Source organism: Bilifractor sp. LCP21S3_F8, assembly GCF_052117805.1.
Classification (GTDB): domain Bacteria; phylum Bacillota; class Clostridia; order Lachnospirales; family Lachnospiraceae; genus Bilifractor.
In genome coordinates this window covers 39,233-65,907 of record NZ_JBQKIK010000015.1, presented here as the reverse complement: position 1 = coordinate 65,907, position 26,675 = coordinate 39,233, and the positions used below count along the sequence as shown (strand labels likewise).

Annotated in this window: 17 protein-coding genes; 6 read left to right on the top strand and 11 right to left on the bottom strand. The window is 51.3% G+C overall.

Annotated features, from left to right (window positions below; genetic code table 11):
• Nucleotides 1-28 precede the first annotated feature (28 nt).
• The 4 genes from ACTQ3A_RS08505 to ACTQ3A_RS08490 form a co-directional block, all read right to left on the bottom strand.
• Entirely contained in the window at nucleotides 29-1,567 is a 1,539-nt protein-coding gene (locus ACTQ3A_RS08505; protein WP_441100878.1) for an ATP-binding cassette domain-containing protein, read from the bottom strand.
• A gap of 116 nt (nucleotides 1,568-1,683) precedes the next feature.
• Entirely contained in the window at nucleotides 1,684-2,940 is a 1,257-nt protein-coding gene (locus tag ACTQ3A_RS08500; RefSeq protein ID WP_441494570.1) for a substrate-binding domain-containing protein, read from the bottom strand.
• A gap of 311 nt (nucleotides 2,941-3,251) precedes the next feature.
• Nucleotides 3,252-4,943, bottom strand: coding sequence for a phospho-sugar mutase (locus tag ACTQ3A_RS08495; RefSeq protein ID WP_441100876.1), 1,692 nt, complete (start codon nucleotides 4,941-4,943; stop codon nucleotides 3,252-3,254).
• Nucleotides 4,944-5,201: 258 nt separating this feature from the next.
• Nucleotides 5,202-6,260 carry a sugar ABC transporter substrate-binding protein gene (locus tag ACTQ3A_RS08490; protein ID WP_441100875.1) on the bottom strand — a complete coding sequence of 353 codons (1,059 nt, stop codon included), beginning with the start codon at nucleotides 6,258-6,260 and terminating at the stop codon, nucleotides 5,202-5,204.
• Between the two features lie 208 nt (nucleotides 6,261-6,468).
• On the opposite strand from ACTQ3A_RS08490, the gene ACTQ3A_RS08485 reads away from it, so the two are divergent.
• From ACTQ3A_RS08485 to ACTQ3A_RS08470, 4 genes are all read left to right on the top strand, one after another.
• Complete coding sequence (locus tag ACTQ3A_RS08485; RefSeq protein ID WP_441100874.1) at nucleotides 6,469-7,506, top strand: sugar ABC transporter substrate-binding protein; 1,038 nt, start codon at nucleotides 6,469-6,471, stop codon at nucleotides 7,504-7,506.
• Nucleotides 7,503-9,038 carry a sensor histidine kinase gene (locus tag ACTQ3A_RS08480; protein WP_441494571.1) on the top strand — a complete coding sequence of 512 codons (1,536 nt, stop codon included), beginning with the start codon at nucleotides 7,503-7,505 and terminating at the stop codon, nucleotides 9,036-9,038. The genes ACTQ3A_RS08485 and ACTQ3A_RS08480 overlap by 4 nt, the downstream gene beginning before the upstream one ends.
• A gap of 55 nt (nucleotides 9,039-9,093) precedes the next feature.
• Complete coding sequence (locus ACTQ3A_RS08475; RefSeq protein WP_441494572.1) at nucleotides 9,094-10,743, top strand: response regulator transcription factor; 1,650 nt, start codon at nucleotides 9,094-9,096, stop codon at nucleotides 10,741-10,743.
• Between the two features lie 198 nt (nucleotides 10,744-10,941).
• A complete protein-coding gene (locus ACTQ3A_RS08470) occupies nucleotides 10,942-14,421 on the top strand; it encodes a bifunctional diguanylate cyclase/phosphodiesterase (protein WP_441100871.1) in 3,480 nt (1,159 codons plus the stop codon).
• A gap of 287 nt (nucleotides 14,422-14,708) precedes the next feature.
• On the opposite strand, the gene ACTQ3A_RS08465 is transcribed toward ACTQ3A_RS08470, so the two are convergent.
• The 6 genes from ACTQ3A_RS08465 to ACTQ3A_RS08440 all read right to left on the bottom strand — a co-directional run bounded on the left by ACTQ3A_RS08465 (nucleotide 14,709) and on the right by ACTQ3A_RS08440 (nucleotide 22,964).
• Nucleotides 14,709-15,959, bottom strand: a complete 1,251-nt coding sequence (locus ACTQ3A_RS08465) for a hypothetical protein (protein WP_441495290.1) — start codon at nucleotides 15,957-15,959, stop codon at nucleotides 14,709-14,711.
• Between the two features lie 90 nt (nucleotides 15,960-16,049).
• Nucleotides 16,050-16,562: a ferritin gene (locus ACTQ3A_RS08460; RefSeq protein ID WP_441100869.1), complete on the bottom strand. Its 513-nt coding sequence runs from the start codon at nucleotides 16,560-16,562 to the stop codon at nucleotides 16,050-16,052.
• 122 nt (nucleotides 16,563-16,684) lie between these two features.
• Nucleotides 16,685-19,402, bottom strand: coding sequence for a glycosyl hydrolase family 95 catalytic domain-containing protein (locus ACTQ3A_RS08455; protein WP_441100868.1), 2,718 nt, complete (start codon nucleotides 19,400-19,402; stop codon nucleotides 16,685-16,687).
• Nucleotides 19,403-19,490: 88 nt separating this feature from the next.
• A complete protein-coding gene (locus ACTQ3A_RS08450; protein WP_441100867.1) occupies nucleotides 19,491-20,318 on the bottom strand; it encodes a carbohydrate ABC transporter permease in 828 nt (275 codons plus the stop codon).
• On the bottom strand, nucleotides 20,319-21,200 hold the full coding sequence (locus ACTQ3A_RS08445) for a carbohydrate ABC transporter permease (protein WP_441100866.1): 882 nt from the start codon (nucleotides 21,198-21,200) through the stop codon (nucleotides 20,319-20,321).
• Nucleotides 21,201-21,473: 273 nt separating this feature from the next.
• Complete coding sequence (locus ACTQ3A_RS08440) at nucleotides 21,474-22,964, bottom strand: ABC transporter substrate-binding protein (protein WP_441100865.1); 1,491 nt, start codon at nucleotides 22,962-22,964, stop codon at nucleotides 21,474-21,476.
• 557 nt (nucleotides 22,965-23,521) lie between these two features.
• On the opposite strand from ACTQ3A_RS08440, the gene ACTQ3A_RS08435 reads away from it, so the two are divergent.
• Nucleotides 23,522-25,207, top strand: a complete 1,686-nt coding sequence (locus tag ACTQ3A_RS08435) for a sensor histidine kinase (RefSeq protein WP_441495289.1) — start codon at nucleotides 23,522-23,524, stop codon at nucleotides 25,205-25,207.
• The gene (locus tag ACTQ3A_RS08430; RefSeq protein WP_441100863.1) at nucleotides 25,204-25,971 is read left to right on the top strand and encodes a response regulator transcription factor; all 768 of its coding nucleotides are present in this window, start codon (nucleotides 25,204-25,206) and stop codon (nucleotides 25,969-25,971) included. Before ACTQ3A_RS08435 ends, ACTQ3A_RS08430 begins: the two co-directional genes overlap by 4 nt.
• A gap of 516 nt (nucleotides 25,972-26,487) precedes the next feature.
• Here ACTQ3A_RS08430 and ACTQ3A_RS08425 read toward each other — a convergent pair.
• Nucleotides 26,488-26,664 (bottom strand): hypothetical protein, encoded by a 177-nt coding sequence (locus ACTQ3A_RS08425; RefSeq protein WP_441495288.1) that lies wholly within the window; start codon nucleotides 26,662-26,664, stop codon nucleotides 26,488-26,490.
• Nucleotides 26,665-26,675: the final 11 nt, after the last annotated feature.

Genomic DNA, 26,675 nt, shown 5'->3' with positions numbered 1-26,675 from the left:
TCCATAACGATAGAATTGCGATATGATATCATTTCTTGTCCTTGAGGATCGCGCTCATAATCTTCTCCTGCGTAACCTCATCAGCAGAAAACTCTCCCGCCATTTTTCCTTCATTCATGACATAAATCCGGTCGCACATACCCAGAAGCTCCGGAAGCTCAGAGGAAATCATAATGACAGCCTTTCCCTGTGAGACCATATCGTTGATGATCTGATAAATCTCATACTTCGCGCCGACATCGATGCCTCGCGTCGGCTCATCCAGAATCAGGACATCCGGCTCCGCAAACATCCACTTCGCAAGCAGCACCTTCTGCTGATTGCCTCCCGACAGATTTCCGACATTCTGCTGAATGCTGGGCGTCTTTGTATGCATGGCCTTTACATAAATTTCCGCCTGCTTATTCTCCTCGGGCACATTTACGATTCCGCGTTTGGAAGAGATTTTATCCATGCGCGCAAGCGTGGTATTTCTCGCAATCGTCTCCGAAAGTATCAGTCCGTTTGTCTTCCGGTCCTCCGTCGCGTAGGCAAGTCCGTGCGCGATCGCATCGGCTTCATTTTTCAGATGAACCTCCTTGCCGTTAATAAATTCCTGTCCGGATATGTGCGATCCGTAGCTTCTTCCGAACAGCGACATCGCCAGCTCTGTGCGGCCCGCGCCCTGAAGTCCCGAGAAGCCCACAACCTCGCCCCTGTGAACCTCAAAGCTGATGTGATCATCCATGCACTTCTCTGTATACACCGGGTGATATACCGTCCAGTCCTTGCAGGCAAAAATCACGTCTTTACTGATCTTATGTTCTCTTGCCGGATACCGATCTGTCAGTTCCCTTCCAACCATTCCCTTGATGATCCGGTCCTCATCGATATTGTGATCCGGATTCGGAATCGTCTCGATTGTCTGGCCGTCACGAAGAACCGTGATATTATCCGCGCAATAGGCAACCTCATTGAGTTTGTGTGTGATAATGATGGACGAAATTCCCTGCTTCTTAAAGCCGAGGATCATGTCCAGAAGCATTTTGGAATCTTCCTCATTCAGCGAGGATGTCGGCTCATCAAGAACCAGCAGCTTACAGTTCTTGGAAAGTGCCTTCGCGATTTCCACCAGCTGCTGCTTACCGGTACCGATATCCTTGATCAACGTATGGGAGGACTCTTTCAATCCAACCCGCTTCATGGCATCCTGCGCTTCCTGGAACGTTCTGTCCCAGTCAATGACTCCGGATTTCTTCCGGCGCTCATTTCCCATGAACATATTCTCGGCGATCGTAAGCTCCGGAATCAAAGCCAGCTCCTGATGCACGACTGCAATTCCGAGCTTTTCGGATTCCTTAATATTGTGGAACCTGCAGACACTCCCGTTATAAACGACATCCCCTGTATACTGTCCAAACGGAATGGTCCCTGCAAGTACATTCATCAGCGTAGATTTCCCGGCGCCGTTTTCGCCGACAAGCGCGTGGATCTCTCCGCGTTCCACTTTGAAATTGACATGATTCAGAGCTTTGACACCAGGATACTCTTTGACGATGTCTTTCATTTCAAGAATTATGTCTGCCAAGTGAATACCTCCTGTGCAATCTGTTTCTTTTCGAAAAAAGAGGCCGCCGCAAGATGCTCTATGCGACAGCCCCTGATTCATTTTGTGCTATCGTCCCTTTCGGTAAATCCTTTCGATTACCCTACCGGGTGCAGATATCCTTTGTCATCCTTTGTGTAATATCCGGGATCTACAAGCTCTTTGTCCATGTTGTCCTTGGTTACAACGGTCGGAACGAGCAGGTAAGACGGGATGACACCGGTTCCGTTATCATAAGATGAAGTATCATAGGAGCAGTCGAAATCCCATCCGGACTTGGAGATCAGGGAATCATCCGGCTTCTCTCCGTTCAGCATTGCCTTTGCCAGGTCAAGGGTTACAACTGCCTCGTTGGCAACTGCCTTGTACACGGTCATGGTCTGCTTGCCGTCTACGATATTCGCAAGGTTTGCCTCGTCGCCGTCCTGTCCGGTGATGATAACATCGTTGCTGCCTGCATAGTCAGACTCAATGGCCTGTGTAACACCGAGTGCCGTAGAATCGTTGGAGCATACGGCTGCATCCAGCTGTGTACCGTCACTGTAATAAGATCCGAGGATATTCTGGAATCTCTTCATAGCTGTGGAAGTATCCCACTGTGCGGTAGCAACCTGATCAAATTCGGTCTGTCCTGACGGAACCTTCAGAGTGCCCTTGTCGATGTATGGCTTCAGCACATCCATCGCGCCGTTGAAGAAGAATGTCGCATTATTGTCTGCGGGATCTCCGGCTGTGAACTCGATGTTGTAGGTCTTGTCGCCTGCATTGTCAAGATCCAGCTGCTTTGCAACGAATTCGCCCTGCAGCTTACCTACGGTGTAATTATCGAAGGATACGTAGTAGCTGATAGCGTCTGTATTCATGATCAGACGGTCATATGCGATAACCGGAATGCCGGCGTCCTTTGCCTCGTTCAGAACCTGGCTCAGAGCCTCGCCGTCGATTGCCGCAACTACCAGCAGGTCTACCTTGTCTGCGATCAGTCCTTCGATATCGTTGTTCTGCTGTGCGGACTTGTTATCGGAATAAGTAAGCTCTACCTTGTAGCCTGCCTTTTCAAACTGGTCCTGCAGATAAGAACCATCGCGGTTCCATCTCTCCAGAGATTTGGTCGGCATCGAAATACCGATGGTCTGTCCGCCTGCCGACGCCGTATCCGAGGTGGCTTCCGTATCAGCGGACTCATCTGCTGCTTCGCTGGATGCAGAAGATGTGCTTTCCTCCTTCGCCGCCGATGATGCGGAAGACGAAGATCCGGACGCGGATGTACTTGTGGATGCGGTGGATCCGCAGCCCGCGAACAGAGATGCCGCCATAGCCGTACAAAGCAGTGTGCTTACGATTCTCTTTTTCATTTTCTAAAACCCTCCTTTTGATCATACAAATGAAAAAAGAAACCTGCGTGAAACATAACGATGTGGAAAACCGGTTTGATGACTAGAAGTTTTCCTTTCATACCCGTATGATATCATTCATTATTCACAACGAAAATATGTCATTCTTGCTCGAAATCATACGAAATATCCAAAATAAAATCCTATCCCCATGTCCGGAGGGTAGGATTTTTTTGTCAAAAAAATCCCGTGAAGCAAAAATATCCTACTCCACGGGTGATCGTAAATGCGCATGCGTTCTCTGTCTCTGCTGCGGCAGACGCTGTTCTCCTTTATCGGTCTGCCGAAAATGCCTCCAGAACCGCATCCCGCAGCCCGTCCGCTCTTCGCTCGGCATCCTGGCTGTTTTCAGCGCGCGTATAGAAATAAAACTTCAGCTTCGGTTCCGTGCCCGACGGCCGCATCGCGAACCAGTCACCGTTTTCCATACGGAACTTCAGCACATTCGACGGCGGAATATCTTCCCATCCATGGAGATAGTCGGTAACCTCCGCGACGCGGAATTCTCCGAACCGGTCCGGTTTCTCCTCCCGCGCCTTCCGCATGATCCGCGCAATTTCTTCCGCTCCGGTCTGTCCCTTCCGAATCAGAGACACCTGTCTCTCGGCAAAATACCCATACCTTTTGTACAGCGCCTCCAGCGCGTCGCCCGGTGTCATGCCTTTCTTCTTATAAAATGCTGCCATCTCCATCATCAGAAGCCCCGCCGCAATTCCGTCCTTGTCCCGCACCCGCTCACCGGGCGCGCAGCCGATGCTCTCCTCATACGCGAAGAAATACCGGTACCCTTCCTTCTCAAGCCGCGGAATGACGCCGCAGATATTCTTGAAGCCCGTCAGTGCCTCAAATACCCGGATCCCGTAGGACTCGCAGATAGTTTTCCCCATGTCTCCGGTCACGATGGATTTTATCATCGCCCCGTTTTCCGGCAGAGTCCCCGCCGCCTTCTGACTCTCCGCCATGTACGCGATCAGCATCGCTCCGGTCTGATTGCCGTTCAAGGGACGGAAGCCTCCCTTCCCGTCCGGCAGCTCCACCGCCATACGGTCACTGTCCGGATCCGTGGCGATCAGCAGATCCGCGTGCAGCTTCTTCCCAAGCTTCTCCGCAAGCGCAAACCCACGAGGATCCTCCGGGTTCGGATATCCCACCGTTGTAAAATCCGGATCGGGATCCTTCTGTTCCGGGACGATCATAAAATTTTCATATCCAAGTTCCCGCGCCGCCGTCTCCATCGGGATGCTTCCCGCCCCGTTCAGCGGTGTGTACACGACGATAACTGAGCGATCCAGTTCGCTGTCCGGTCTCTGCTTCAGTCCCTCCGCATAGTCCAGATACCTCCGGTCCATATCCTCTCCGATCATACGGATCATTCCCTCCCGGATTCCCTCTTTCAGAGACATCCGGGGGAATGGATCAAAGAGGTCGAGTCCCTGAATCTCCCGCAGAATCCCGTCGGATACCGCGCCCGAGATCTGGGCTCCGTCCTCCTGGTAAACCTTGTAGCCGTTATATTCCTTTGGATTGTGGCTTGCCGTCATATTGATCCCGGAAAGCGCATGTAGCTCCCGCACCGCAAAGGACAGTTCCGGCGTCGGTCTCATGGACGGGAACAGCCACACGCGGATTCCGTTTCCCGCCAGAATCTCCGCCGCCAGTTCCGAATACTCCCTGGAATGATGCCGGCAGTCATAGGCCACCGCGACGCCCCTTGTCAGATCCTCTCCGCTCTTCTTCAGATAACCGGCGATCCCCTGCGTCGCTCTTCCGACCGTGAGCGGATTCATCCGGTTCGTCCCCGCGCCGCAGATGCCTCTTAAGCCCGCCGTTCCGAATACAATCTCCTGATAAAACCGGTCGTTGATTTCCCGTTTGTCTCCGCGGATCGAGAGCAGCTCCTGCCTCATCGGGTCACCTTCCGGAAGCCTGTCCAGCCATTCCTGATATTTTTCCTCTGCATTCATAAACCGAACCTGCCTTTCTCATCGTTATTCGTAGGTCGCATCCATCTCGCCCCATGATCCATACATCGCATCCATCTCGCCCACTATAATCCATACATCGCATCCATCTCGCCCACCATGATCCATACATCGCATCCATTTTGCTCCGCATTGTTCGCCCGTGGCTGAAAAGTCACGTGAACAGAAGGCACTCCTCGGGTGGACGATAAATCCGCCGTCATTTTCCGACCGCACCTGACAAGGCCCGGTCCACAGATTTCACGACCCCGACATTTCCTCCGAGCCCTGCGCATGGAGGTACACATCCTCTTTCCTGTGGAATCCGCTCGCAATCACTGTGCTGTCCACATTCTCCTTCGTGACCTTTACCGGCTGAATGGCAATGTACGGAACATCATAGGTTCCGTCGCTCATGGTCTCATCCGTCTCGGGCATTTTTCCCTTCGCCATCTGCACGGCGTAATCCGCCGCCTTCTCCGCAAGCTTCTCGATCGGCTTGTACACCGTAATCGTCTGCGTCCCCTCGACAATTCTCTGACACGCGTCCAGATCCGCGTCCTGTCCGGTGACCGTGACGCTTCCGGCCTTCTTTCGCTCGGCAAGCACCCGCACCGCCTGACCCGCAATCGCGTCATTGCCACATACAATGGCCCCTGCGTTCTCCACATCCTCCGGATGCTCCGTCAAATAGCTGTATGCAATGCTGTCATCCCAGTTGTCGCAGGAAATGCTGTCGATCATCTTCAGATTATCATTGATTTCAGCGTCGAATCCCTTGTTGACCAGCGTCACGTTGTAATCGGCGGGTGAACCGTTCACCTTCACGTAGCTTCCGCCGTCCGGCATCGCCTCATTCACTGCGTCCGCCATGAACTTTCCCACCGTCTCATTATCGAATGTTATGTACAGGTCCGTGTCCGCGTTCTGAATCAGACGATCATAGGAAATCACCCGGATTCCCTCCCTTTTGGCTTCGCTGATCTCCTTTCCCAGACTGTCCCCGTCCGTCGCCACGATCACCAGCACATCCACATCCGAATCTATCATGTGGCTGATAATTGATTTCTGCTCCCCGACATCTCCGTTCGCGTTGCCCACGATCACCTCCGCCCCGAGGTCCTTCGCCGTCGAGGTAAAAATATCACGGTCCCGCTCCCAGCGCTCAATTACAAACGAATCAAACACAAGTCCGATCTTCGGCTTCAGCTCCGCCTTCTCCGGCTCCACAGATGACGTATCCGGCCGCTCCGTGCCGCAGCCGCAGAGTACTGCCGAAATCAGCAGCGCCGCTCCGCACAAAAATCCCCCTCGCTTCATAACATCCTCCCGATCATACAGACCTGCCCGGCCTGCTCTACATTCAGGTCCGCCTGCTGCCTGCTCTGCCAGACATTAAGGTCCGCCTGCACTGTTCAACATTCATTGCCTTTTCCTACAGGAATCATTATAATATTTTAACAGATATTGTAGCTGTATTCACAAAAATCTGTTCGTTTTTACAAAAACAGGAAAAGCCATAAGAATCATGATGAAAAAAAATCACAAGCACTCCGGCGGCCGGATCCGCGGCCTGAATCTGTTCCTCTGTATTTTCGGATCCATTCTGGTCATCATTACCATTGTAAGTATGGTGGTCTTTGAACGCCAGATCCATGCACTCTCAGACCTGTCTTCAGGCGGATCCGGTTTCCGGTATAATTTTGCGTACATCGGAGACAAATCAAGCTCCTTTCAGAACGCCGTTTATGATCAGGCTCTCAAAGAAGCCGAAAAAAACGGCGACTACATCGAATTCACCGGTAAAAACCTGGATACCAGTTACACCATCCCCAAACTCATGGATCTCGCCATTCAGTCCAGGGCGGACGGCATCATCGTCAACGGCGATGACAGCGAGGAACTCAAGAGTGCCATCAACCGCGCCGTCAATGCCGGCATCCCGGTCATCTGCGTCGGAACTGACTGCTACGGTTCCGGCAGACAAAGCTTCGTGGGCGTGTCCTACTACAACGTGGGAGAGGCTTATGGCAACACGCTCAGTTCTCTCGCGGAGAACCGCCGGCAGAACGTGCTTGTCATCGCCAGCCCGGAGGACAAGACCACCGGTCAGAATCTGGTCATCTCCGGAATCAAGAACTCTCTCGAGAAGAATAACGTCATGGACCGCTTCTCGATTTCTTCAAAGACCCTCGGCAACGGCGACAGCTTCTCCACCGCCGAAGCCGTCACGGATCTGTTTGAGAGCGCCGATCTCCCGGATATTCTGGTATGTCTCGACGAAACAACCACGAGCAGCGTGTGCCAGACTATCGTGGACACCAATCATGTAGGCGATGTAACGATCTGCGGCTACTACCGCAACGGCACCATCCTTAACGCCGTAGAGCGGAATGTCGCGGCGATGACCCTCACGGTCTCCGCAGAGGAAATCGGACGCACTGCCGTCGACAATCTCCTTGAGTACATCGACAGCGGCTTTGTCACCGAGTATTCATCCATCGACATTGAGATCATCACACCCGAAAACGTTGGTGACTATCTGGAGAAGGAGGAAAAGTCTTGATTCATCTGAAAAAAAACAGACCGGACAGCCCTCCGCAGAAGTCTTTTTCTGTCCCGAACGGGCAGAGACGTCTTCTCCACACCCTGGAGGGAAAGCTCACCCTCACGTTTCTGCTGGCCACCGCAGGTATTTTTGCCGTAAACCTCTTTCTGTTCCTGAATATCAACAACGCGCTCGAAAGGGTCAACCGTGTCTTCTACTCCAATGTCCAGACCAACAACCTGTCCGAGGCTCTGGACAGTGTTCAGCAGAGTCTGACCGATTATCTGAATGTCGGAAGCTCGGATAATCTCCGCAGTTTCTATCAGGTTCAGGGTGATTACACGAACTGCCTTGCCGCACTCGGCGATTATTCCGACAGCGTTGAGATTCAGAGCACGACCCGCGATATTCAGAATCTCTCTGATCATTACATGGAGCTTTGCGAAAACGCGCTCACCGCCAAGAGAGGAAGAAATATCCAGAAATACAAGGACTATTATGAGGAAACCGTAAGCATGAACGACATCCTGCAGTCATACATCTACAGCATGAACAACCTCCTGCTGAAGGGCAACTCGGACAATTATCTGAAGCTCGCGGACACCTTCCATTCTCTGGAAATCGTCTCCCTGTTCATGATCGTCATGATCGCCTTCCTCGATGTCTTCATGATCGTCACTACCGTCCGGCATGCGACCGCCCCTCTGCACGCACTAATCGCGGAGGCCGGCGAAATCGGAAAGGGAAACTTTGACGTTCCTCCGCTTGCGGTAAAAAGCGACGATGAGCTCGGCATCGTCACCTCCGCCTTCAACGAAATGGTCGTCAGCATGAAAGGTTATCTCCAGAAGCTCAGGGAATCCATGGAATCCGAGAACCGGCTGAAGGAACGGGAACTCCTCATGAACGCCCACCTCAAGGAAGCCGAGCTGAAATATCTGCAGGCCCAGATCAATCCGCACTTCCTGTTCAATACCCTCAATGCAGGCGCGCAGCTTGCCATGATGGAGGAAGCGGACGGGACCTATAAGTATCTGCAGAATGTCGCTGCCTTCTTCCGCAATAAGACAAACCGTGAGAACCAGATCACAACTCTCGCGGATGAAATTGCCCTCGCTGACAACTACATGTATATCATCAACGTGCGTTTTTCCGGCGCAATCACCTATGAGAAGAGAATCGACGATGATCTGACCCGGGTATCGGTACCCAGCATGATTCTGCAGCCAATCATCGAAAACGCGATCAATCACGGCGTCCGCGACATGGACCGCCCGGCGGTCATCATCCTCTCCGTTTACCGGACCGGAAAATATATCACGCTCTCTGTCCATGACAACGGAAGAGGGATGACGGAGGAACAGATGAACGCGATTCTATCCGGAAACGCTCCTGTCAGACGAAAGGGAGATGAGACAAACGGAGTCGGGCTCTCCAATGTAATCAGCCGGATGCGGCTGTTTTACAACAGCGAGGATGTCTTTGACATCACAAGCCCGGGCGAGGGACAGGGAACCGAGGTCCTGCTTTATATTCCGATGCCGGAATAACCATGATCATTAACGCGCCGTGGATGTCGGCGCCGCATTAAAGGGGGAATTGAAAATGTACAGAGTTCTGCTGGCAGATGATGAAGGGATCGCCATCGATTCTCTTACGTATATTATGGATAAGGAATTTCATGACAGATGTGAGGTGCGCTCCGCCAGAAGCGGCCGCGCCGTCATTGAATTGGCGGAGACCTTCCGGCCGGACATCGCCGTCATGGATATCCGCATGCCCGGAATTGACGGTATCGAGGCGATCCGGGAAATCCGGAAATTCAGCCCCGCAACGGTTTTTATCGTCCTCACCGCCTATGACAAGTTCAGCTTTGCCAAGGACGCGCTGGATCTCGGCGTCATGAGTTTTCTGACAAAGCCTCTGGACCGCAAGGTCTTCGTCGATACGATGACCCGAGCGATGGCCGGTATCGACCGCACCCGTGAACAGCGAAGCCGCGAGCTCTCGAATCGTGAAAAGCTCGATGCCGTCGTTCCCATGATTGAAAACGGTCTGGTTTATTCTCTGCTCCTTCTGGATAATTCCCCGCAAGTCACGGCAAGCTACTGCAATCTGCTGGAAATTCCTGAATCCTATGGTTTTGTCGCGCTTCTTGCGTGCGGAGACGTTGCATCCGGGCATGAGAATCCGGAACAGCCAAAAGCCCCTGCTCCCCTCACCGGAAGCGGAGACCACCTGGGCAATCCGATCGGAACCGGAATCCGCCTTCAGAAGTATTATGCAAAAATCCGTGAGATTCTGAAAGAATACAGTGCTCATGCTGTCATCGGGCAGATCATGATGAACAAGATCCCTGTCTTCATTCCCTATGAGGCCGCCAGAATGGACTATGTCGAAAGGGTCCGGGTGATCGACCGCGTCCGCAGAATCATCTCGCGCCTGAAGGAGGAGACCGGGGTAAATTACCGCATGGGAATCGGCTCTGTCATGCCTCTTTCAGACATGCGCACCTCTTATCGGGAGGCACTCCGCTCCCTCTGCGAGAACAACGAGACAGTATCCCACGCCGACGATCTCCCTGTCTCCTGCACCTACGAGCAGGATTACCCGATTGACCTTGAGAAACAGCTCTTCGACAGTGTGAAGAACGGCAATATCCGGGACGCCGGATTGTACGCAGACCAGTTTTTTACCTGGATGGAGAAAACACAGGCCGCGACCTATGAAAATAACGTGCGTCTGAAGACGATCGAATTTGTACTCTGGGCCGAGCACATTGCCTACCAGAGCGGAGGCTTTGGCCTGTATCGCTTTGCGGATCGCGGCGATTATCTGAATATTATCTCTGACTATACGGTTGCGGAGCTGCACACGTGGTTTGTAACGAAGATCCGGGATGCCGCCGAAAAAATCGCCGATAAGGCCAAAAGCAGCGCCAGCAGCCTGACGCACCGGGCAAAGGAATATATCGACAGCCACTACTCCCGAGACCTGTCACTTGATGACGTCTCAAGGGAGCTCAACATCAGTCCCTACTATTTCAGCAAGATTTTCAAGGAAGAGGAGGGTGTAACCTTTATCGAATACCTGACCGGCATCCGGCTCAGTCACGCCAAAAAGCTTCTCGCCGAGAATAAGCTTCCGGTAAAAGAGATCTGCGCTGCCGTGGGCTACCAGGATCCGAATTACTTCAGCCGGCTCTTCCGGCGTTCCGAAGGTGTATCCCCGACCGAATACCGCGAATCCCGGTGAATCTGTCCACTACGGAGCCTGTCCCCCGCGGAATCTGTCCCTCGCGGAGTCTGTCTCATACGGAGTGCTCAGCTCCCACCGGGTTGGAATTTTTTTCTGAAATCTGGACCGATTTATCGACATTTGATCTTTATGTAGCTTTTAACTCCCGGAAATGTTATAATCCATTTTTAATCATATGTGTGGGAGTATTATACATTGGCTGAATACGATGAACTTACCGGGCTGCTTTCGATGAAAGGATACCTGAATGCAGTCCGAAAATATCTGACCCTTTCTCCGGAAAGGCAGCATGTCCTGATTTTTTTCGACATCTGTGCCTTCCGTGATTACAATCATAAATATGGATTCCATGAGGGAGACGATCTTCTTCTGCAGTTTGCGGAGGAACTCCGGAAGACTTTCCCCGGCGATTATATCACCCGCCTCTCAGCGGATCAGTTCTCCGTGCTGATCGGCAGCCAGGATGTCTCCGACAAAATCGAACATCTCCATATTTTTGTCCATGCGCTGCAGAAAAATGTGAGCCTGGAGCTTAAGGCCGGCATCTATCTTCAGAACGGTCCGTCTGACACAAACGTCTCGCTCATGATCGATCACGCGCGTCTTGCCGCCAGGAGTATTCACGATCAGTACGACCACAATATCGCCATCTACAATGATGACATCGCTGAGCGTGAGGAGCTGAAGCGCTATATTCTGAATCATTTCAACGAGGCGCTCGAATGCGGATATATTGAGACCTGGTATCAGCCGGTGATCCGGACTCTGAGCGGGAGGATCTGCGGTTTTGAAGCACTGTGCCGCTGGAATGATCCCATAAATGGCATTCTGTCTCCCGCGCTTTTCATCGGCGTCCTCGAGGACGCCCATCTGATCTCCAGACTGGATCTTCGCATGGTAGAGAATGTCTGCCGGGATCTCAAGACCGCGGAATCCGGCGGACGACCGGTGGTACCGATTTCCATCAATCTTTCACGAAATGATTTTCTGGGCGCAGATGCCTTTAACGAAGTGAATTCCATCGTGACCCAATCCGGTATCTCTCCGGAGCTGATCAACATTGAAATCACCGAAAGTACACTGGAGGCCGAGCCGGAATATCTGCGGCATCAGATCAGCCGCTTTCAGGAGGCCGGCTATGAGATCTGGATTGATGATTTTGGAAGCCGGTACTCTACTCTCGGCACACTGAAGGACTTCAACTTCGATGTTCTGAAGATTGATCAGACTTTCGTCCGCGGCATGGAGAGCAACCAGAAGGCAAGAACCCTGGTCGCGTCCGTCGTCAACATGGCCAAGCATCTCGGCATCCATACGCTGTGCGAGGGTGTGGAGACCCGTGAACAGATTGAATTCCTGAATACAATCGGATGCGAGCAGCTCCAGGGATTTTATTACTCAAAGCCACTGCCGATTATGGAGATTCGGAAGCTGATTTCAAAATTCGGTCTGGAATCTCCTCAGAAGGCGCGCTGCTACAAAGCCATCGGTGAAATCAACATGATGTCCGATTCTCCTCTGGAATCCGGCAGAAGCTATGATTCCGGCTCAAGAGTTCCGCTCATGCTTGTAAAAGCGGATCAAAAGGGAACCAGACTGCTCTATCACAACACCGCAATGGACGAAATGGCCGAATCTCTTAATCTGCGGGATTCAGAGGATTTTCTTCAGTATTTTATGTCCGTTTCAACCTACCGAAGCATCATCCTCCATGCGATTACACATCCCGGGGACACGCAGGAATCAAATTCTCTCGACCTTGTCATCAGCAACAAATTCTGCAGCATCAGCTTCCGCACAATCTCATCGAAGGCGGACAGCTATGCCTACCTCGCGTTTACCGGACTGATTCTGGATTCTTCGTCAGCGATAACCCGTTCCATCCATATCAACGATGGAATCCGCCATCTTCTGACGATTTTCAACAGGATCGACCTGTTCAATCTCGATACCGGAAGGGCAGAGAATATCTACCTGAACGCAGCGCAGGACAGGCTGACGGATTTCTGCGACACAAGCAAAGAGGCCATCGCGGCATATGCGGAGAAATATCTGGATGAGGAGGATCGTTCCTCTTTCATAGACTTCTACGATATGGATAAGCTGAACACCCGCATTCCAGACGGAAACGCAAATTACGTCACGGCCTTTTTCGGGTCTCACGATAAAACAAACCGGCAGCACCTGCAGTCCTACACCCTGATTCCGTTCAGCACAAACGGCGCCCGTATGGTTCTGTCCTGTATCTGTGACATCGAAAACTCACTCTACAACAAGGCCTTTCATGACCAGATGATGCGAAATACCTCCATAGGATCTGACCGCATCAACGAATCCATGGCGAACCTTCTCTCCTCCTTCCTTGGAATCGTGCAGGTCAACGTTGAAGAAGACAGCTATACTCTGATCTACCGGAACTGGGATTCGGCATTCAGAACACATCTCACTTTTACGCAGGCCCGTGAGAGTTTCTGCAAAAATAACGTGCATCCCGATGACCGGGAACGCTATCTTGCGTTCATGGACTGCAGAACATGGATGGACCGCGCCTCGGAAAACAGTCTTCATGAGTTTTCCGAATCCTTCCGGATCAAAAACGGAAGCGGCGGTTATTCCTGGCTCATCCATAACATCATACAGAACGGCCATGACGCAGCTGTCTTTACAGTAGCTGTTCAATGGACAGGCAGCTCCTCCCAGGAAAAAATGCTCGACTTCTGGTATTCTCAGGGCCGGGATCTGCAGATGCAGATAGACCCCGTTACCGGCCTTCTCGACCGGAGAGGCATCGATCAGAAGCTTATAAGATACATTCGCAGCTACCCTTCCACCCCGGGTGTACTCATCAACCTGAATATCGATAATTTTAAAATCATCAACGATATTCTGGGACGCGACATCGGTGACAAGGCGCTTTGCCGTGTCGCGGATGCCCTGCGACAGAACTTCGATGACGGGGATATCATCGGACGCAATGCTGCAGATGAATTCATCGTCTTCATGAAAGATTCTTCTCTTACAGAAGCAAGTTCCATCGTAAGCCGCCTCGTATCGAGCCCGATGACTGTCGATTTTCACACTGAAAGCTACCGGTTTTTCCTGTCTGCCGGCCTCGTGGAATACCCGAAGCAGGGCAGCAAGCCCGGCACGCTCTGCCGCAAGGCAAACGCGGCTCTTTGTTCCGCAAAACAGTCGGAGGGGCACTGCTACAGGGTTTACGATTCCAACATATGCAGTGAAAACCGCACGCACCTTCAGAAGAGCATCACAAATCTCGCGTCGGATCTTCCAAAGGCCGTACTGGTCTACAAGATGGCAGACGACCTGCAGATTCTGTACGCCAGTGAATATCTCCTCCGGCTCTGTGAGTGTGACAGCATTGATGAATTCAACGAGTACTCGAAATCGAGCTTTCTTTCCATCCTCTGCCCGGAGGACAGGGATAAAACCAGAGAGCGTATCCGCAAATATTATGCAGAGCACGGCGACCCCTCAGATACCCGTGAATCTCTTCCCGACTATCTTGCCTTCTGCCAGAAATACCGCATTAAGACCAGGAAGGGCAGAATCCGGACGATCAGAGACTCCTGCAGACTCGTGCACAGCGTCTATTACGGTGATATCTTCTATGTATTCCTCGACGATGCGGACAGCACACCGGATCTGCCCTGCTGAGGGAGATCCGCCGGTTTGACGGCCTCTCAGCAGCGCGGCAGCCTGACGCTCGGCTAAACTCTCAGCGTCGCGGCAACCTGACGCTCGGCCAACTTCTCAGCAGCGCGGCAACCCGCCGCTCGGCCGAATCAACACACAGAAAGCTCTGCCGCTTCGGCTTATCGCCGAAGCGGCAGAGCTTTTCTCAGTCAGAGCAGCTGCGATGCTCTTTTTTTCTGCGGGACCGCCTCTGGACAAGGCTGTTCCCTTTATTACCCGCGGGTCCCCCCTGGCGCGGACTTTCCCTTTTATTGTCCATGAAATCGCCTTGTTGCGAGCAGAATACCGGATTTCATAAAATCATCGCCATAGCGGTCCAGAATAATTTCCGAATATCTGTTTTCCGGGTGAAGAATCTTGTTCCGCTGAAAATCAAGCGTTGAGCTCTTGCCAAGATCCCGTTCCATCCGGTCCAGCACCTCCAGTGCCTTATCGGTAAGCACGCTCCTGGTACCATCCGCGTTTCGAAGAATTACATTCTCCAGATCCAGCGATGCCGCCTTTTTCATATTGTGTATCGCGGATTTCTGTCTCTCTTCACTGAGCTCATGATTCGGCAGGACGGTCATCCATCCGATGAGCATCCGAAGAAATTCCACATCCTCCTCCATCAGGCCGAACGGGGACAGCGGATTGAGATCCAGCGAACGGATCTCAATATGGCTGATCCCTCCGGAAAAGCCCTCCATCGAATATTCGCCGGCCGGTTTCAGTCTCACCGGATAATACAGTTCCTTTGGCGAATGAAGAAGACCTTTCGTTACATACCTCTGAATCGAGGCGACATAGGCCTCTGTGCTCTCATATCGGAGCGTCGGGGTAAAGTCATTCCAGTACCCCAACTCACTGGACCGGACCGTAGCCAGTCTCAGATCCCGGACCCTGTCCCGCTGACTCTCCTCAAACAGAGAAAGATCATAAAGCGGGCTCGCCGCCGTCAGCGCCACAATCAGCCAGCTGTACATCATGGCCTTCCTGGCGAGATTCAGATACAGAGAATCCACAAATTCCCTGTAATTCCCCTCTCCACTATCCTCAAAAATCCGCTGCAGAAATTCAGGCGGATAGGAATAGTTGAAATGAATGCCGGAAAGCAGCATCTTCCGCTTACCGTATTTTCTTCCAAGATACTTCCGGTAGGCAGTCCGCTCAGCAAGCTCTCCCGAGAACCGCGCCACTGGGATCTCATCCTCCCCGGATATGCGGGGAGGATTGCTGAACGGCCACAGTACCTCACGGCCCGATTCCAGGTTCCACAGCGCATCCGCGACATATTCATGATATTCCCTCACCGAATCTACGGCTTTACGGACGCTGCCCTCGGGATTTGTGATAATCTCTACCTGATTTTCACAGAAATCCCGGTCAATATGCTTATTTCCGGGAAAAGGATGGGGCGTCTGTGCCAGACGCCCGTCCATCGTAACCCGAAGGCTCTCCTTTTCCAGTCCGAAGCCCCCGGAATGTCCGAGAAGCGACAGCTTCTCCTGATTGCTCAACCTGCTATTGATTCTCATAAACTACCTGATCCCGGAAGAACCGGATAAAGTACATCGGGCTCCCCGCCGTATCTTTCTTACCAGTCCCACTTACAGAACCAGAGACGGAGCAGCATAGACTCTTCCGAGAAGTTCCTGATTCAGCGCGTAAAGTCCCTTCGGATCAGAGCCGAAGAGCTTGAACTTGCGAATGAGGTCGTCCGCATTCTTCTCCTCTTCTCCCTGCTCCTTTACGAACCAGTCAAAGCACTGCATGGTGCGATAATCATTGACATCACTTGCTGCCTTGTAGATGCCGTTGATCAGGCTGGTCACGTACTGCTCATGCTCCAGACTGAACTTCAGCGGATCATCCAGGCTGCTGTAGGTCTTGTCCGGCTTTGCGACAGCCTCAAAGGTTACCAGCTCACCGTTGTTCTGAAGATAAGTGCGCATCAGCATCGCATGATCTCTCTCCTCCTGCGCCTGGACATCGTACCAGTGCGCGAAGCCGTCAAGCCCCTGATCATAATAATAGTTTGCAAAATCCAGATACAGATATGCGGAATAGAACTCCTTGTTGATCTGATCATTGATCAATTCTTTTACTTTCTTATCAAGCATGGCATGTCCTCTTTTCTGATAAATAAAAACATTTGTTCTTTCACCGAATTGTTAAATATGTCATACCACATTTTTGACGAGATTACAACCTCCGTTCAGATTACTGTTCCCCCCATCTCCGTTCAGGTTACTGTTCCCCCAACTATGTACGGCAAGGATTTTACAGTCCTCTTGCCCTTTGCAAACTGGCTGTAACAAGGTTTTATCCTGCGAATTTCCAGCCGTTCACCCGGGAAAGTCTCCGCTCTCAGGTACTCTCCTCCGGAAACCTCTCTGCGGCCGGTCTGCAGATGCACGATCTCCGCTTCTTCTCCCGGCCACGGATTCTCAAGTACCAGTTCTCTGCCCGCGTGGCTCAGAATCTGTATCGTTCCGACAATTCCAGCTTCAAGGGAAGCGCTCACCTGAAATGCGCCGTATGCCCAGAGCCTCTCAAAAGAAGCGTTCGGATGACTCTTCACCGGCCACACCCGGAAAATCCGGAGAATGCCCTCGTGACTGAGCAGCATCATCTCCTGCAGCGTATTCGGCACTGTGCTCAGGTTTTCGATTCCATGTGGATTCCGGTTGATATACCCGTTTGGCAGACCACGATGTACGATCCTCTCTTCCAGCTCCCTCCAGATCACCTCCGGATCATAGCCCACGCGGACTGCCGCAGGGAAAAACAGGCAGCTCAGGTTTGTCGCGTTCCATGCGCCGGCCTTTCTGTAGTGCGGATCAGAATCCCCCTGTTCATTGTCCAGGTCATCCGCGCCGGTGTCGTGCGTTTTCCGATATTCCGCCATCTGATTTTCAATAATGGAATGGACATGGACCGTATTCCGCGCCGTCTCGAGCACATCCGGATCGGATCCGAGCCCGATCGCCCCCGCCGGATAAATCTGCATAATATTTCCCGGAAAATGATAGGACCACTTTCCTCCTTTTCCTTCATCGAAAAAGACAGGTTTTTTCATCCATTCCTCCGGAACCAGCTTGCCAAGCGGCACCTCCGCCTCCGCCCAGAGCGTCGGATTCTCCCGGATATCCTCCAGTGTCCCCATCGGATACGGTGCCAGGTGATCCGCGATATCCTCCCAGTGACTCCGGCGTTCCTCATCCAGCCCGAGGTCGCGGCTGATGACCGGAAGAAAACGGAAGAGGCATTTCAGGTATCCGAGACTGTTGACCGGATCCATGGATTCTCCGTTCTTCCGGACATCATCCTCTGTCCGCTCATGCATGCTGTCGTCCCGGATATGCCAATATCCATCTTTTTGAATCAGATCCGCCTCCCAGAAATCCGCGAGGCTCTGGAGAAACGGGTATATTTTTCTCCCGTAATCCCGGTCCAGCGTCAGCGAATACCGCATGATCATATTCGTCGCACCGTGAACCGCCTGTGACTTCATGTGGAGAAGAAGCGCCTCGCTGACCATGCCTTTCGGTCCGAGTCCCAAAGGCAGACAGGTTCCTCCATGCTGATACAGCCTGTGGCTCATCTCCCGCCCGATATCCATCATGGCGAAGTACGGGGCGTCATGGGGATCCGCCTGTGGAAAATGCCCGGAGGCAAGCAAGCCAAGATAGGCCGACTGGTGATTGTAATTTATTTTGTAATTTCCGTTCCAGGCAGGACGGTCAAAGGTGCAGACTCCGAGAATTCCCGGAGGATAATCGGGGTCCCGGCTCAGACTTGCCATCACATACTGGGACAGGTAATAACGCTGCTCCATCATCGGATCGTCCAGACAGATTCCGGACACATTCCAGAAATCTCTCCACCAGCTTCTGTGAAGCTCTCTAAGCTCTGAAATCTCACGGCACGTGATCCACTCCGCTCTGGACGCTGCCATCTCCACCGGGCGCGACACCTTATTCCAGGTGCGCAGAACAAACACATAATCCGCGCTCTCTCCCGGGCGCAGCACCAGAAACGCCGTATCCTCTTGATTGCTGTTTGTATTCCGCACTCCCGATTCATCGTCGTTTGCTTTGACGCTCGATGCGCACCATTTATCTGCATCCGAATTCCTGCTCAGGGCGCAGGATTTACCTACACCCGCATTGCCGCTCCATACGGATGATTTATTCCCGTCTTCACGGTCTTCCGGACGATGAAAGGCACCGCCGAATCCTGCCTTCACCGGAACATCCACCTGCTCCTCGAAGGCCCGGAATCCTGACAGAATCCCGCCAACCGTTTTCTGTTCTTCGATCGTTCTGCCGCACATCATACCGACAGCGGTTCCTCTGAGGTCCGTCCCGCTCTCATTTTTCCCGGACAGATCCACTCCCTTCTCACATCCCATGCCCGGCTCATCCGGAAAACGGAAAAGAGCCTGAATCCGCACCGGGTCCGCCAATTCCGAGTGAAACCGTACCAGAAGAAGATTTTCTGTCGCCGCAACCATGCTTCGTATCGTCAGTTTTCCCTCTGTCCCTAAATCATAGTGCGCCACCGTGACTGCATCCCCGAGCTGCTGTTCGATGCGGCAGGCCGCTCCTTTCAGCTCCGGTATTGAGAACACGAGGCGGCCGACTGGTCTCGGTCCCCCCAGCGTGACCGCCGGTTCCATTGCAGCCGTCGAATTATCATGAAAAAACACCCAGTTCGGATTGCTCTCCATCTGCCAGAAATCATTCGTTGTAACCCAGAACTGCGGATATTCACAGGGGCCCGCAAAGGCCGCCAGCATATCTCCGTTCCCCAGAACCGGAGCGTCGGTTTTTGTCCCGGTATACTGCCAGATTCTCCATCTTCCGTTACCCGACACATCGACATCGCCATCCGGAACCGCCCGCGGAGGCCCGTCATACACAGCCTTGTACCGTTTCACTCTCTCGTAATGATCCATCGAAGTTCTCCCTCAAAATTTTTTCCTGCAATATAAGATAAGCCGGGTGACTGCGCCGCACAAAAAGCACACTCACCCGGCTCCTGCATTAACCCTTGACCGATCCGCCGGTCGTTCCCTCGAGCAGATATCTCTGTCCGATGAAGTATACAATAATAACCGGAATCAGCGTCATCACGATGTCCGCAAACACATAGTTCCAGTACTGCTGGTTTTTCCCGAAGAACTGATATACCGCCATGGTCATCGGGAACAGGCTGCTCTTGCTCGACAAATACAGCGGTGTCAGGAAATCGTTCCAGACGCCCATGAACTGCAGAATGAAGCAGGTGACAATTGTCGGCTTCATCATAGGAAGGTCTACCCGGAAGAACATCTGAAGCGGTCCGGCGCCATCGATCACGGCCGCCTCGTCGATCTCCCTCGGCACCGATTCAACGAAGCTGTATATCGTGAAGATGCAGAACGGAATCATCGAGCTGATGAACACCAGAATAATTCCCAGTCTGGTGTTTGTCAGATGGAACCACTGAAACACACGAACCAACGTTACATAGTTCACCGGAAAGAAAAGTCCGATGATAAAGAAATAGTACAGCCTCCGGTTAATCCGGATCCGGTTTCTGCTGAGAACAAATGCGGCCATTGCACTGATGATGACGCCCACGAAGGTGGCAACCAGCGCGTAAATCATGCTGTTCGCAAATCCGCGGATCAGACCGGCCTTCTGAATGACATCCATATAGTTTCCGAACACCCATGTCGTCGGAAGACTCAGATTCATTCTCGCCGCTTCCCCCTTCGTCTTGAAGGAGTTGATCACCACCATGTAGAGGGGAACCAGAACCAGCAGAGAAAGCACAACACAGACGACCTGCTTGATGATGGTCTGAAGAATTCTCTTAGACTTTCCCATTTATTCTCCTGCCTCCTTTCCGCTCATAACCTTGACAATGATCACACCAATCACCGCGGTAACCGCCAGAAGAATGGTGTTCATGGCTGTGGACATTCCGTACTGGCCACTGCCGTACAACTGGAATACGTAAGTGGTCATGACCTCGGTCTTATGTCCGGGTCCGCCGTTTGTCAATACATAGATGATATCGAAGACCTTCAGACCGTAGGTGATGCCGAATACCAGATTGATCATGATCGGTCCACGCATCATCGGAAGTGTCACATAAGACAGCTTCTTCCAGAAACCGGCACCGTCAATCTCTGCCGCCTCATAAAGGGAATCATCAATCGTATTCAGCCCGGCCAGGAAGATCGTCATGACATAGCCGATACCTCTCCAGGCATCCACCGAAAAGATCGAATTCCACACCATATGAGGATCGGACAGCCACTTCTGCTTCAATACATCGAGCCCAAGAGTCGTGAATGTGCTGTTCAGAAGTCCGGTATTGTAAGAAAAGATCGAGCTGAAGATAATTCCAATGATTACGAAGGGAAGAATGGACGGCAGATAGAATACCGTCCGGTAGAACTTCTTGCCCTTCAGCCTGGAATTCAGAAGAATCGCAAGGAAAAAGGCGGGAATAATTTTCACCACATTGGAGATCAGCGTGAACCGGACCGTATTCCAGAAACCCGCCATGTAATTCTTATTGGATGTAAAAAGGTCGATATAATTCTGCAGACCGATAAAATGAAGTCCGTTCTTCGGCGTCATTCTCCCCCAGTCCGTGAAAGAATAGAATACGCCGAGAATACTTGGAAAAAGGAAAAACACCACATAAATAATCAGCGGCAGAATGACGAACCATCTCGGGTAAATCTTATTTTTATTCATAGTTGCCTCATACTAATTTCTGTCAGCGGCTGCTGCATTTGTTTTCATGCGCTGCGGCAAATCCGCTTTCCCACCATCCGGTTTTATATCCTCTAACGAAGGAGTGTCGCCTGCAGAGGCCCTCCTCAGGCCTCCGGGCGACACTTCATTGTAAACGCTCATACGATGCATTGTGCCACAAACTGTATAAGCCGCGGATTGCTCCGTGCCCCACACGCGGGACATCACTGCCTGCTCAGAGCGTTTTCCTGTTCTCCGTCTGTTTCCGCAGGATTACTTCCATGCGGAATCACCGGCTGTTTTCGCCGATTCTGCACGGTTCGCATCCATATTCTTCAGGACGTCATTAGCCTCCATAGAGCCCTGGCAGAAGGAAATCATATCCGCGCCGAAATCCATCCAATAATCGTTGGTGTACTTGGTGCCGTTCTGAAGTACAGTTACGCCCATCTTATTCGGGTCAACCGAACTCATGAATTCCTTTTCCTCAGGCAGCCAGTGCTGTTCGATATCTACGTTTACATCCAGGTTCGTATACTGCGGAGAATTGTCCAGAATCTCCTGCAGGCTCTCCGGTGTACATACAAACTGGAAGAACGCCTTTACAAGATCCTCATGCTCCGTTCCCTTATAGCCGAACATGGTCGGGCCGGCCGGATTGGTCGGATACCAGGTGTTATCGCCGAGCGGGATCAGGAACATTCCAAACTCATCCTTTGTGCCGGTATCATCCTTGATCTGCTGAATGAAGCTGGAGTTTGCCATTGCCATTGCTGTATTTCTGTCGCCGAACTCATTGCTCAGGTTTGTGGAATCGGTTCCTACCCAATCCTCTCCAAAGTAGCCGTCATCGGAAAGCTCCTTGAACTCATTCAGAACCTCAAGCATCTTCTTGTTGTCTGCAAAGGTTGCCTCGTTGTTGTTCAGCTTGTCATAAAGGTCCGGATCATCCTCGGTGTATACACCGCCGATCTGGAAGAACGCGAGCTGATGCTGCCATCCGTCCGCGCCGGGCATGAACCACGGTGTCTCGACACCAGAATCTTTGATTGTCTTCAGATCCTTTTTCAGCTCATCATAGGTTGTCGGCACCTCGTTAATGCCGAGCTCCTTGAACATGGTCTTGTTGTAAACCATGACATACTCCGGAGAATTATGCCAGATCTGCAGTCCGTAGAGCTTGCCGTCGCTGATACAGGATGCCTGACGGGTCTCCGGCATGACGTTCTGCCAGTCAGCTCCGGTAAAATCGATGCAGTACTCTTCCGGATTTCCAATGTTGGACTCAATGGCTCCAACCGGGTTCGACTGAATCCAGAAAATATCCGGGCAGGTGCCGTTCGCCAGATCCGACTGGAGAATATCCAGATACTGATCGGCCGGAATCGTCTGAAGATCTACGGTGACACCATAGGTATCCTCGAATCTCTGGATCGTCGCATCATAACGGTTGTCCATCCATCCGGCGGATACCAGAATGCTCAACGTCTGACCGTCAAACTGGCCATCATTCGGGATCTCCTTGACCACTACATTGTCGCCGGAAGCCGCGGAAGTCGATGATACTGCCGTTGTCTCCACCGACTCTGTCGCGGATGAAGAAGATGTCGCCGCCGCTTCCTCCGCCGATGAAGAAGCAGCTGCCGCCGTCGATGAAGAAGTCGACGCGTTTGCCGAAGAGGAACTTGTCGAGCTTCCGCAGCCCGCAAACAGCGACGCAGCCATAGCGCCGCACATCAACATAGAGATTACTTTTCTTTTCATACTTTTTCCTCCCTCTCATTGTTGAATAAACTGACGTTTCCACATAACATAATCATAACAAGACAATGCATCCAAAACCATGGATAAAACCTTTCTGCAGTTGAACAAAATTGTCCTGTTTGAACAATTTTCTTCTATTTATTTTCGATTCCATGGCAATAATCACGAATTCCCTGTTCGTAATGGCCCATGTACACATGTGATCCGCTACAATTCCGGGATGATTTTCTGCGTCTGCTCACGGATTTGTCAAGTCCATGTAAAACGTTTATAATATGATGGTAACTTATAAAAAATCTCACTCGAAAGGAAATTATCTGTTGAAAAATCACATCCGGCACAGAAAATCGGAACCGGAAAAAATCCCTCCTCTGTCGGCCTCGCAAGACCAGAAAACAGCAAGAAGGCCCCGGAAGCTGCAGACCAAGCTGTTTCTATATATCCTGCTTCCTCCACTCCTCGTTCTGACCTTCTTTGCGCTGTTTTTTCTCCGATACAACTCGAATATCCTGATCAGCCGAGAGCAGAATATGCTTCAGACGCTCAATTCAACCTTGATGAATGAGACAGAGAAGCAGCTCAAGGACATGGATATGGTATCCTCCAATATAAATTTCTATAACCGCAAGACCAAATTTATGCCTGCCGTTCTGGATTTCAGCGTGACCTCCGATGAAGGCCATGCCTTTCTGGATGTTGTGCAGATGTCGAACGGTCTCGATCTTGACGCAGACCAGGTAAATATCTACGACCTCTATGGGCATGTCATCGAATCCGGGACCATCACCAAAAATGATACCTATTCCGAAAACAATGAAAAATGGCTCGAGAAGGCGGTCCGGCTTCGCGGTTATAAATTCCTGAGCGCGCCCTATGAGACCCGGAAATACTCCGCCGGAGCTTCGAATTCAGCATGGTATCTGTCTCTGTACCGGGCCTCTCTCGACGGCCAGAACCGTGTCATAGGCGGAATTGAAACGGTCAAGAACTGCAAGGTTCTCTTTCATGACATCACAGCTTACCTGAGCAAAAGCTCCACGCAGGCGGATATTTTGATTTTTGATTCGGACGGGACTCTGATTTTTCCTTATGATACAACTGAAAATCATAAAGACATCAGTCAGACCTACTATCAGACTCTTTCCGGCACGAACGACAGCTACGGCATCGGAACCGATCCGGAATCCGGAATCAAATATCAGTACGCCCGGCAGACCTCGACCTACAGCGGCTGGACCTATGTGGCTCTTCAGCAAAACAACGCCATTCTGCGTCCAGTCTACCAGATGCTCCGAGTCCTGATCACGATCACCGGCCTGATGGTGCTGTTTTCCATTATCCTCTCCCTGTATCTGACTCACAACATGGTCAAGCCCATCAAGCATCTGAAGCACGTGATTCAACGGCTGCGTCTGGAAAATCTCGGAGAGGAAAAGCTCGACCATTATGACGCCTCCTATGAGGAGCTCGGTGAGCTGTACCGGGAATTCCAGAAGATGAGTGAATCCCTTCAGCAGTCCCTCGCCGAGCTCGAAATCGCACAGAAGCTCGAGCTGAAATCCCGCGTGATTGCGCTGCAGGTGCAGATGAACCCTCATTTTTATTACAATACTCTTTCCTGCATCAGCATATTGGCGGAAAACGGTCAGAACAAGGATGTCACAAAGCTCTGCCAGACGCTCTCCCGCATCATGCGGTATATCACCAATACCGGCATCACGATCGTTACTGTTGCCGATGAGATTCACTATATTGAAGAGTATATGTACTGCATGAAAGTACGCTATCAGGAGAGTCTGAATTATCACATTGATATTCTCCCCGAAATCATGGAGCAAAAAATTCCCAAGCTCATCATTCAGCCCCTTGTGGAGAACTCCATCAAGTACGGGACCAATTGTCTGCCGCCGTGGAAAATCACCATTACGAGCTTCCGGGACAAATCCATGTGGTATATCCGGGTCACAGATTCCGGAAACGGATTCGGGGAAGAGGTGCTCGATGAACTGAATGAGAAGATCGCCACGATCAACCGCGACCTGAACCACAATCTCACCGATCTCAAAATCGGCGGGCTCGGCATGATCAATGTATATATACGCTGGAAGCTCTACTGCGGAGACGATATTGTCTTTGACTTTGGAAACACAGAAGACGGCCATGCTTATGTGACAATCGGAAGAAAAACGCCGGGCGGCACAGGAAATATGACAATTCCAAAAGAGAAAGGTTTTATATTATGAAATACGGAGTTATTGTTGCGGAAGATGAAATACTGATCCAGCAGAACATCATAAAAAAAATTGAAAATTCAGGAACCGGCTTCACCGTCGTCGGAAAGGCCCAGACGGGCATTCAGGCACTGGAGCTGATCAATGCCTCTAATCCCTATCTGCTCGTGACCGACATTCGAATGCCGGTCATGGATGGTCTGGAGCTGATCGAGCAGGCCCGTGAAAATCACCCGGACCTTGATGTAATCGTCGTCAGCGGATATTCCGACTTTGAATACGCCAAGCGTGCCATACACCTTCAGGTGAAGGAATATCTGCTCAAGCCCGTGGATGAGGATCAGCTTCGGACGGTTTTATCCTCTCTCGCAAACAAATACCGGATGGAAGAACAGGAGCTCGAGAAGAGCTTCTCCTTCGAATTCTCATGCCACTCCTCCCGGGAAATTGCGGAGCTTCTGAAGAATTACCTCACGCGGGAATTTGACCACGACATCAATATGAATCTGATCGCCGAAAAGCTGAACTATAGTCCGAGCTACCTTTCCAAGGTATTTCTGCAGACCTATCACATGCCTCCGACAAAATACCTGATATCCCTTCGAATGCAGAAAGCCAAGAAGCTCATGGATCGAAATCCCGACTATCCCATTCATATAATCGGAGAAGCTGTAGGGTATGACGATCCGGGCTATTTCTCGCGGATCTTCAAGAAATATGAGGGCGTCAGCCCGCAGAAATACCGGGGCGGTTCCACAGCCGACACCCCGGAATAAGAACCCGGGTATCGGGCAGTGCTTCCATGGGTGCCGCGGAATGAAACATCACTGCATTGTTCCAGAGTCACCCTGGACGCCTCGGAATAATAAGTTTACATCGTGCCTCTGCCCGCAAAAACAAATGAAAAGCAGTGGCCGCCTTATCAAATATTCTCTGACAAGACGGCCACTACTGAAATGGTTCAATGCTATTCAATTTTCTACACTTTCTTTATTTAATTTTTTGTACAATCGGACTTATTTAATTTTTCTTTCTAAGGACCTGTTATAAATAATAATGATAAATGGATTTAATTATTTTTCGGTTTCTGAATTACAGCTTATAAAATATTGACTGCTGTCACATCTCTAATCAGTCACATATCTTATCAATTACTGCTATGAATCACATATCCCTCTTTCGTGATTCCTCTTAATTACAGGTATGCTCTCTGTTTCTCTTAAAACAGTGCTTTCAATAAATTCAAAGGAAAGAAACATAAGTACGATAATCTTTATCTGTTCCCTGCGTCGTCAGGATATTGAGCTGTAGATTCTCGCATAGAACTCACGCTCCTGCATTCTCTTCTCTCTATCCCGCTTAGAAAGTTCTGTGAATTCATCGGAATCTCTTCCTCGTTCCGGCCGGTGATATCTGCACGCCTGTCCGAAAATCCCTTCCGATGTTTTGGATATTTCTGTCGCGTCCATGTAATTTCTCG

What these genes read in the sequence shown, in the direction of transcription:
- ACTQ3A_RS08500 (WP_441494570.1), bottom strand. Translation starts at nt 2,940, where the DNA reads ATGAAAAAGAGAATCGTAAGCACACTGCTTTGTACGGCTATGGCGGCA.
- ACTQ3A_RS08495 (WP_441100876.1), bottom strand. Translation starts at nt 4,943, where the DNA reads ATGAATGCAGAGGAAAAATATCAGGAATGGCTGGACAGGCTTCCGGAA.
- ACTQ3A_RS08490 (WP_441100875.1), bottom strand. Translation starts at nt 6,260, where the DNA reads ATGAAGCGAGGGGGATTTTTGTGCGGAGCGGCGCTGCTGATTTCGGCA.
- ACTQ3A_RS08485 (WP_441100874.1), top strand. Translation starts at nt 6,469, where the DNA reads ATGATGAAAAAAAATCACAAGCACTCCGGCGGCCGGATCCGCGGCCTG.
- ACTQ3A_RS08475 (WP_441494572.1), top strand. Translation starts at nt 9,094, where the DNA reads ATGTACAGAGTTCTGCTGGCAGATGATGAAGGGATCGCCATCGATTCT.
- ACTQ3A_RS08460 (WP_441100869.1), bottom strand. Translation starts at nt 16,562, where the DNA reads ATGCTTGATAAGAAAGTAAAAGAATTGATCAATGATCAGATCAACAAG.
- ACTQ3A_RS08455 (WP_441100868.1), bottom strand. Translation starts at nt 19,402, where the DNA reads ATGGATCATTACGAGAGAGTGAAACGGTACAAGGCTGTGTATGACGGG.
- ACTQ3A_RS08450 (WP_441100867.1), bottom strand. Translation starts at nt 20,318, where the DNA reads ATGGGAAAGTCTAAGAGAATTCTTCAGACCATCATCAAGCAGGTCGTC.
- ACTQ3A_RS08445 (WP_441100866.1), bottom strand. Translation starts at nt 21,200, where the DNA reads ATGAATAAAAATAAGATTTACCCGAGATGGTTCGTCATTCTGCCGCTG.
- ACTQ3A_RS08440 (WP_441100865.1), bottom strand. Translation starts at nt 22,964, where the DNA reads ATGAAAAGAAAAGTAATCTCTATGTTGATGTGCGGCGCTATGGCTGCG.
- ACTQ3A_RS08435 (WP_441495289.1), top strand. Translation starts at nt 23,522, where the DNA reads ATGAATGAGACAGAGAAGCAGCTCAAGGACATGGATATGGTATCCTCC.
- ACTQ3A_RS08430 (WP_441100863.1), top strand. Translation starts at nt 25,204, where the DNA reads ATGAAATACGGAGTTATTGTTGCGGAAGATGAAATACTGATCCAGCAG.
- ACTQ3A_RS08425 (WP_441495288.1), bottom strand. Translation starts at nt 26,664, where the DNA reads ATGGACGCGACAGAAATATCCAAAACATCGGAAGGGATTTTCGGACAG.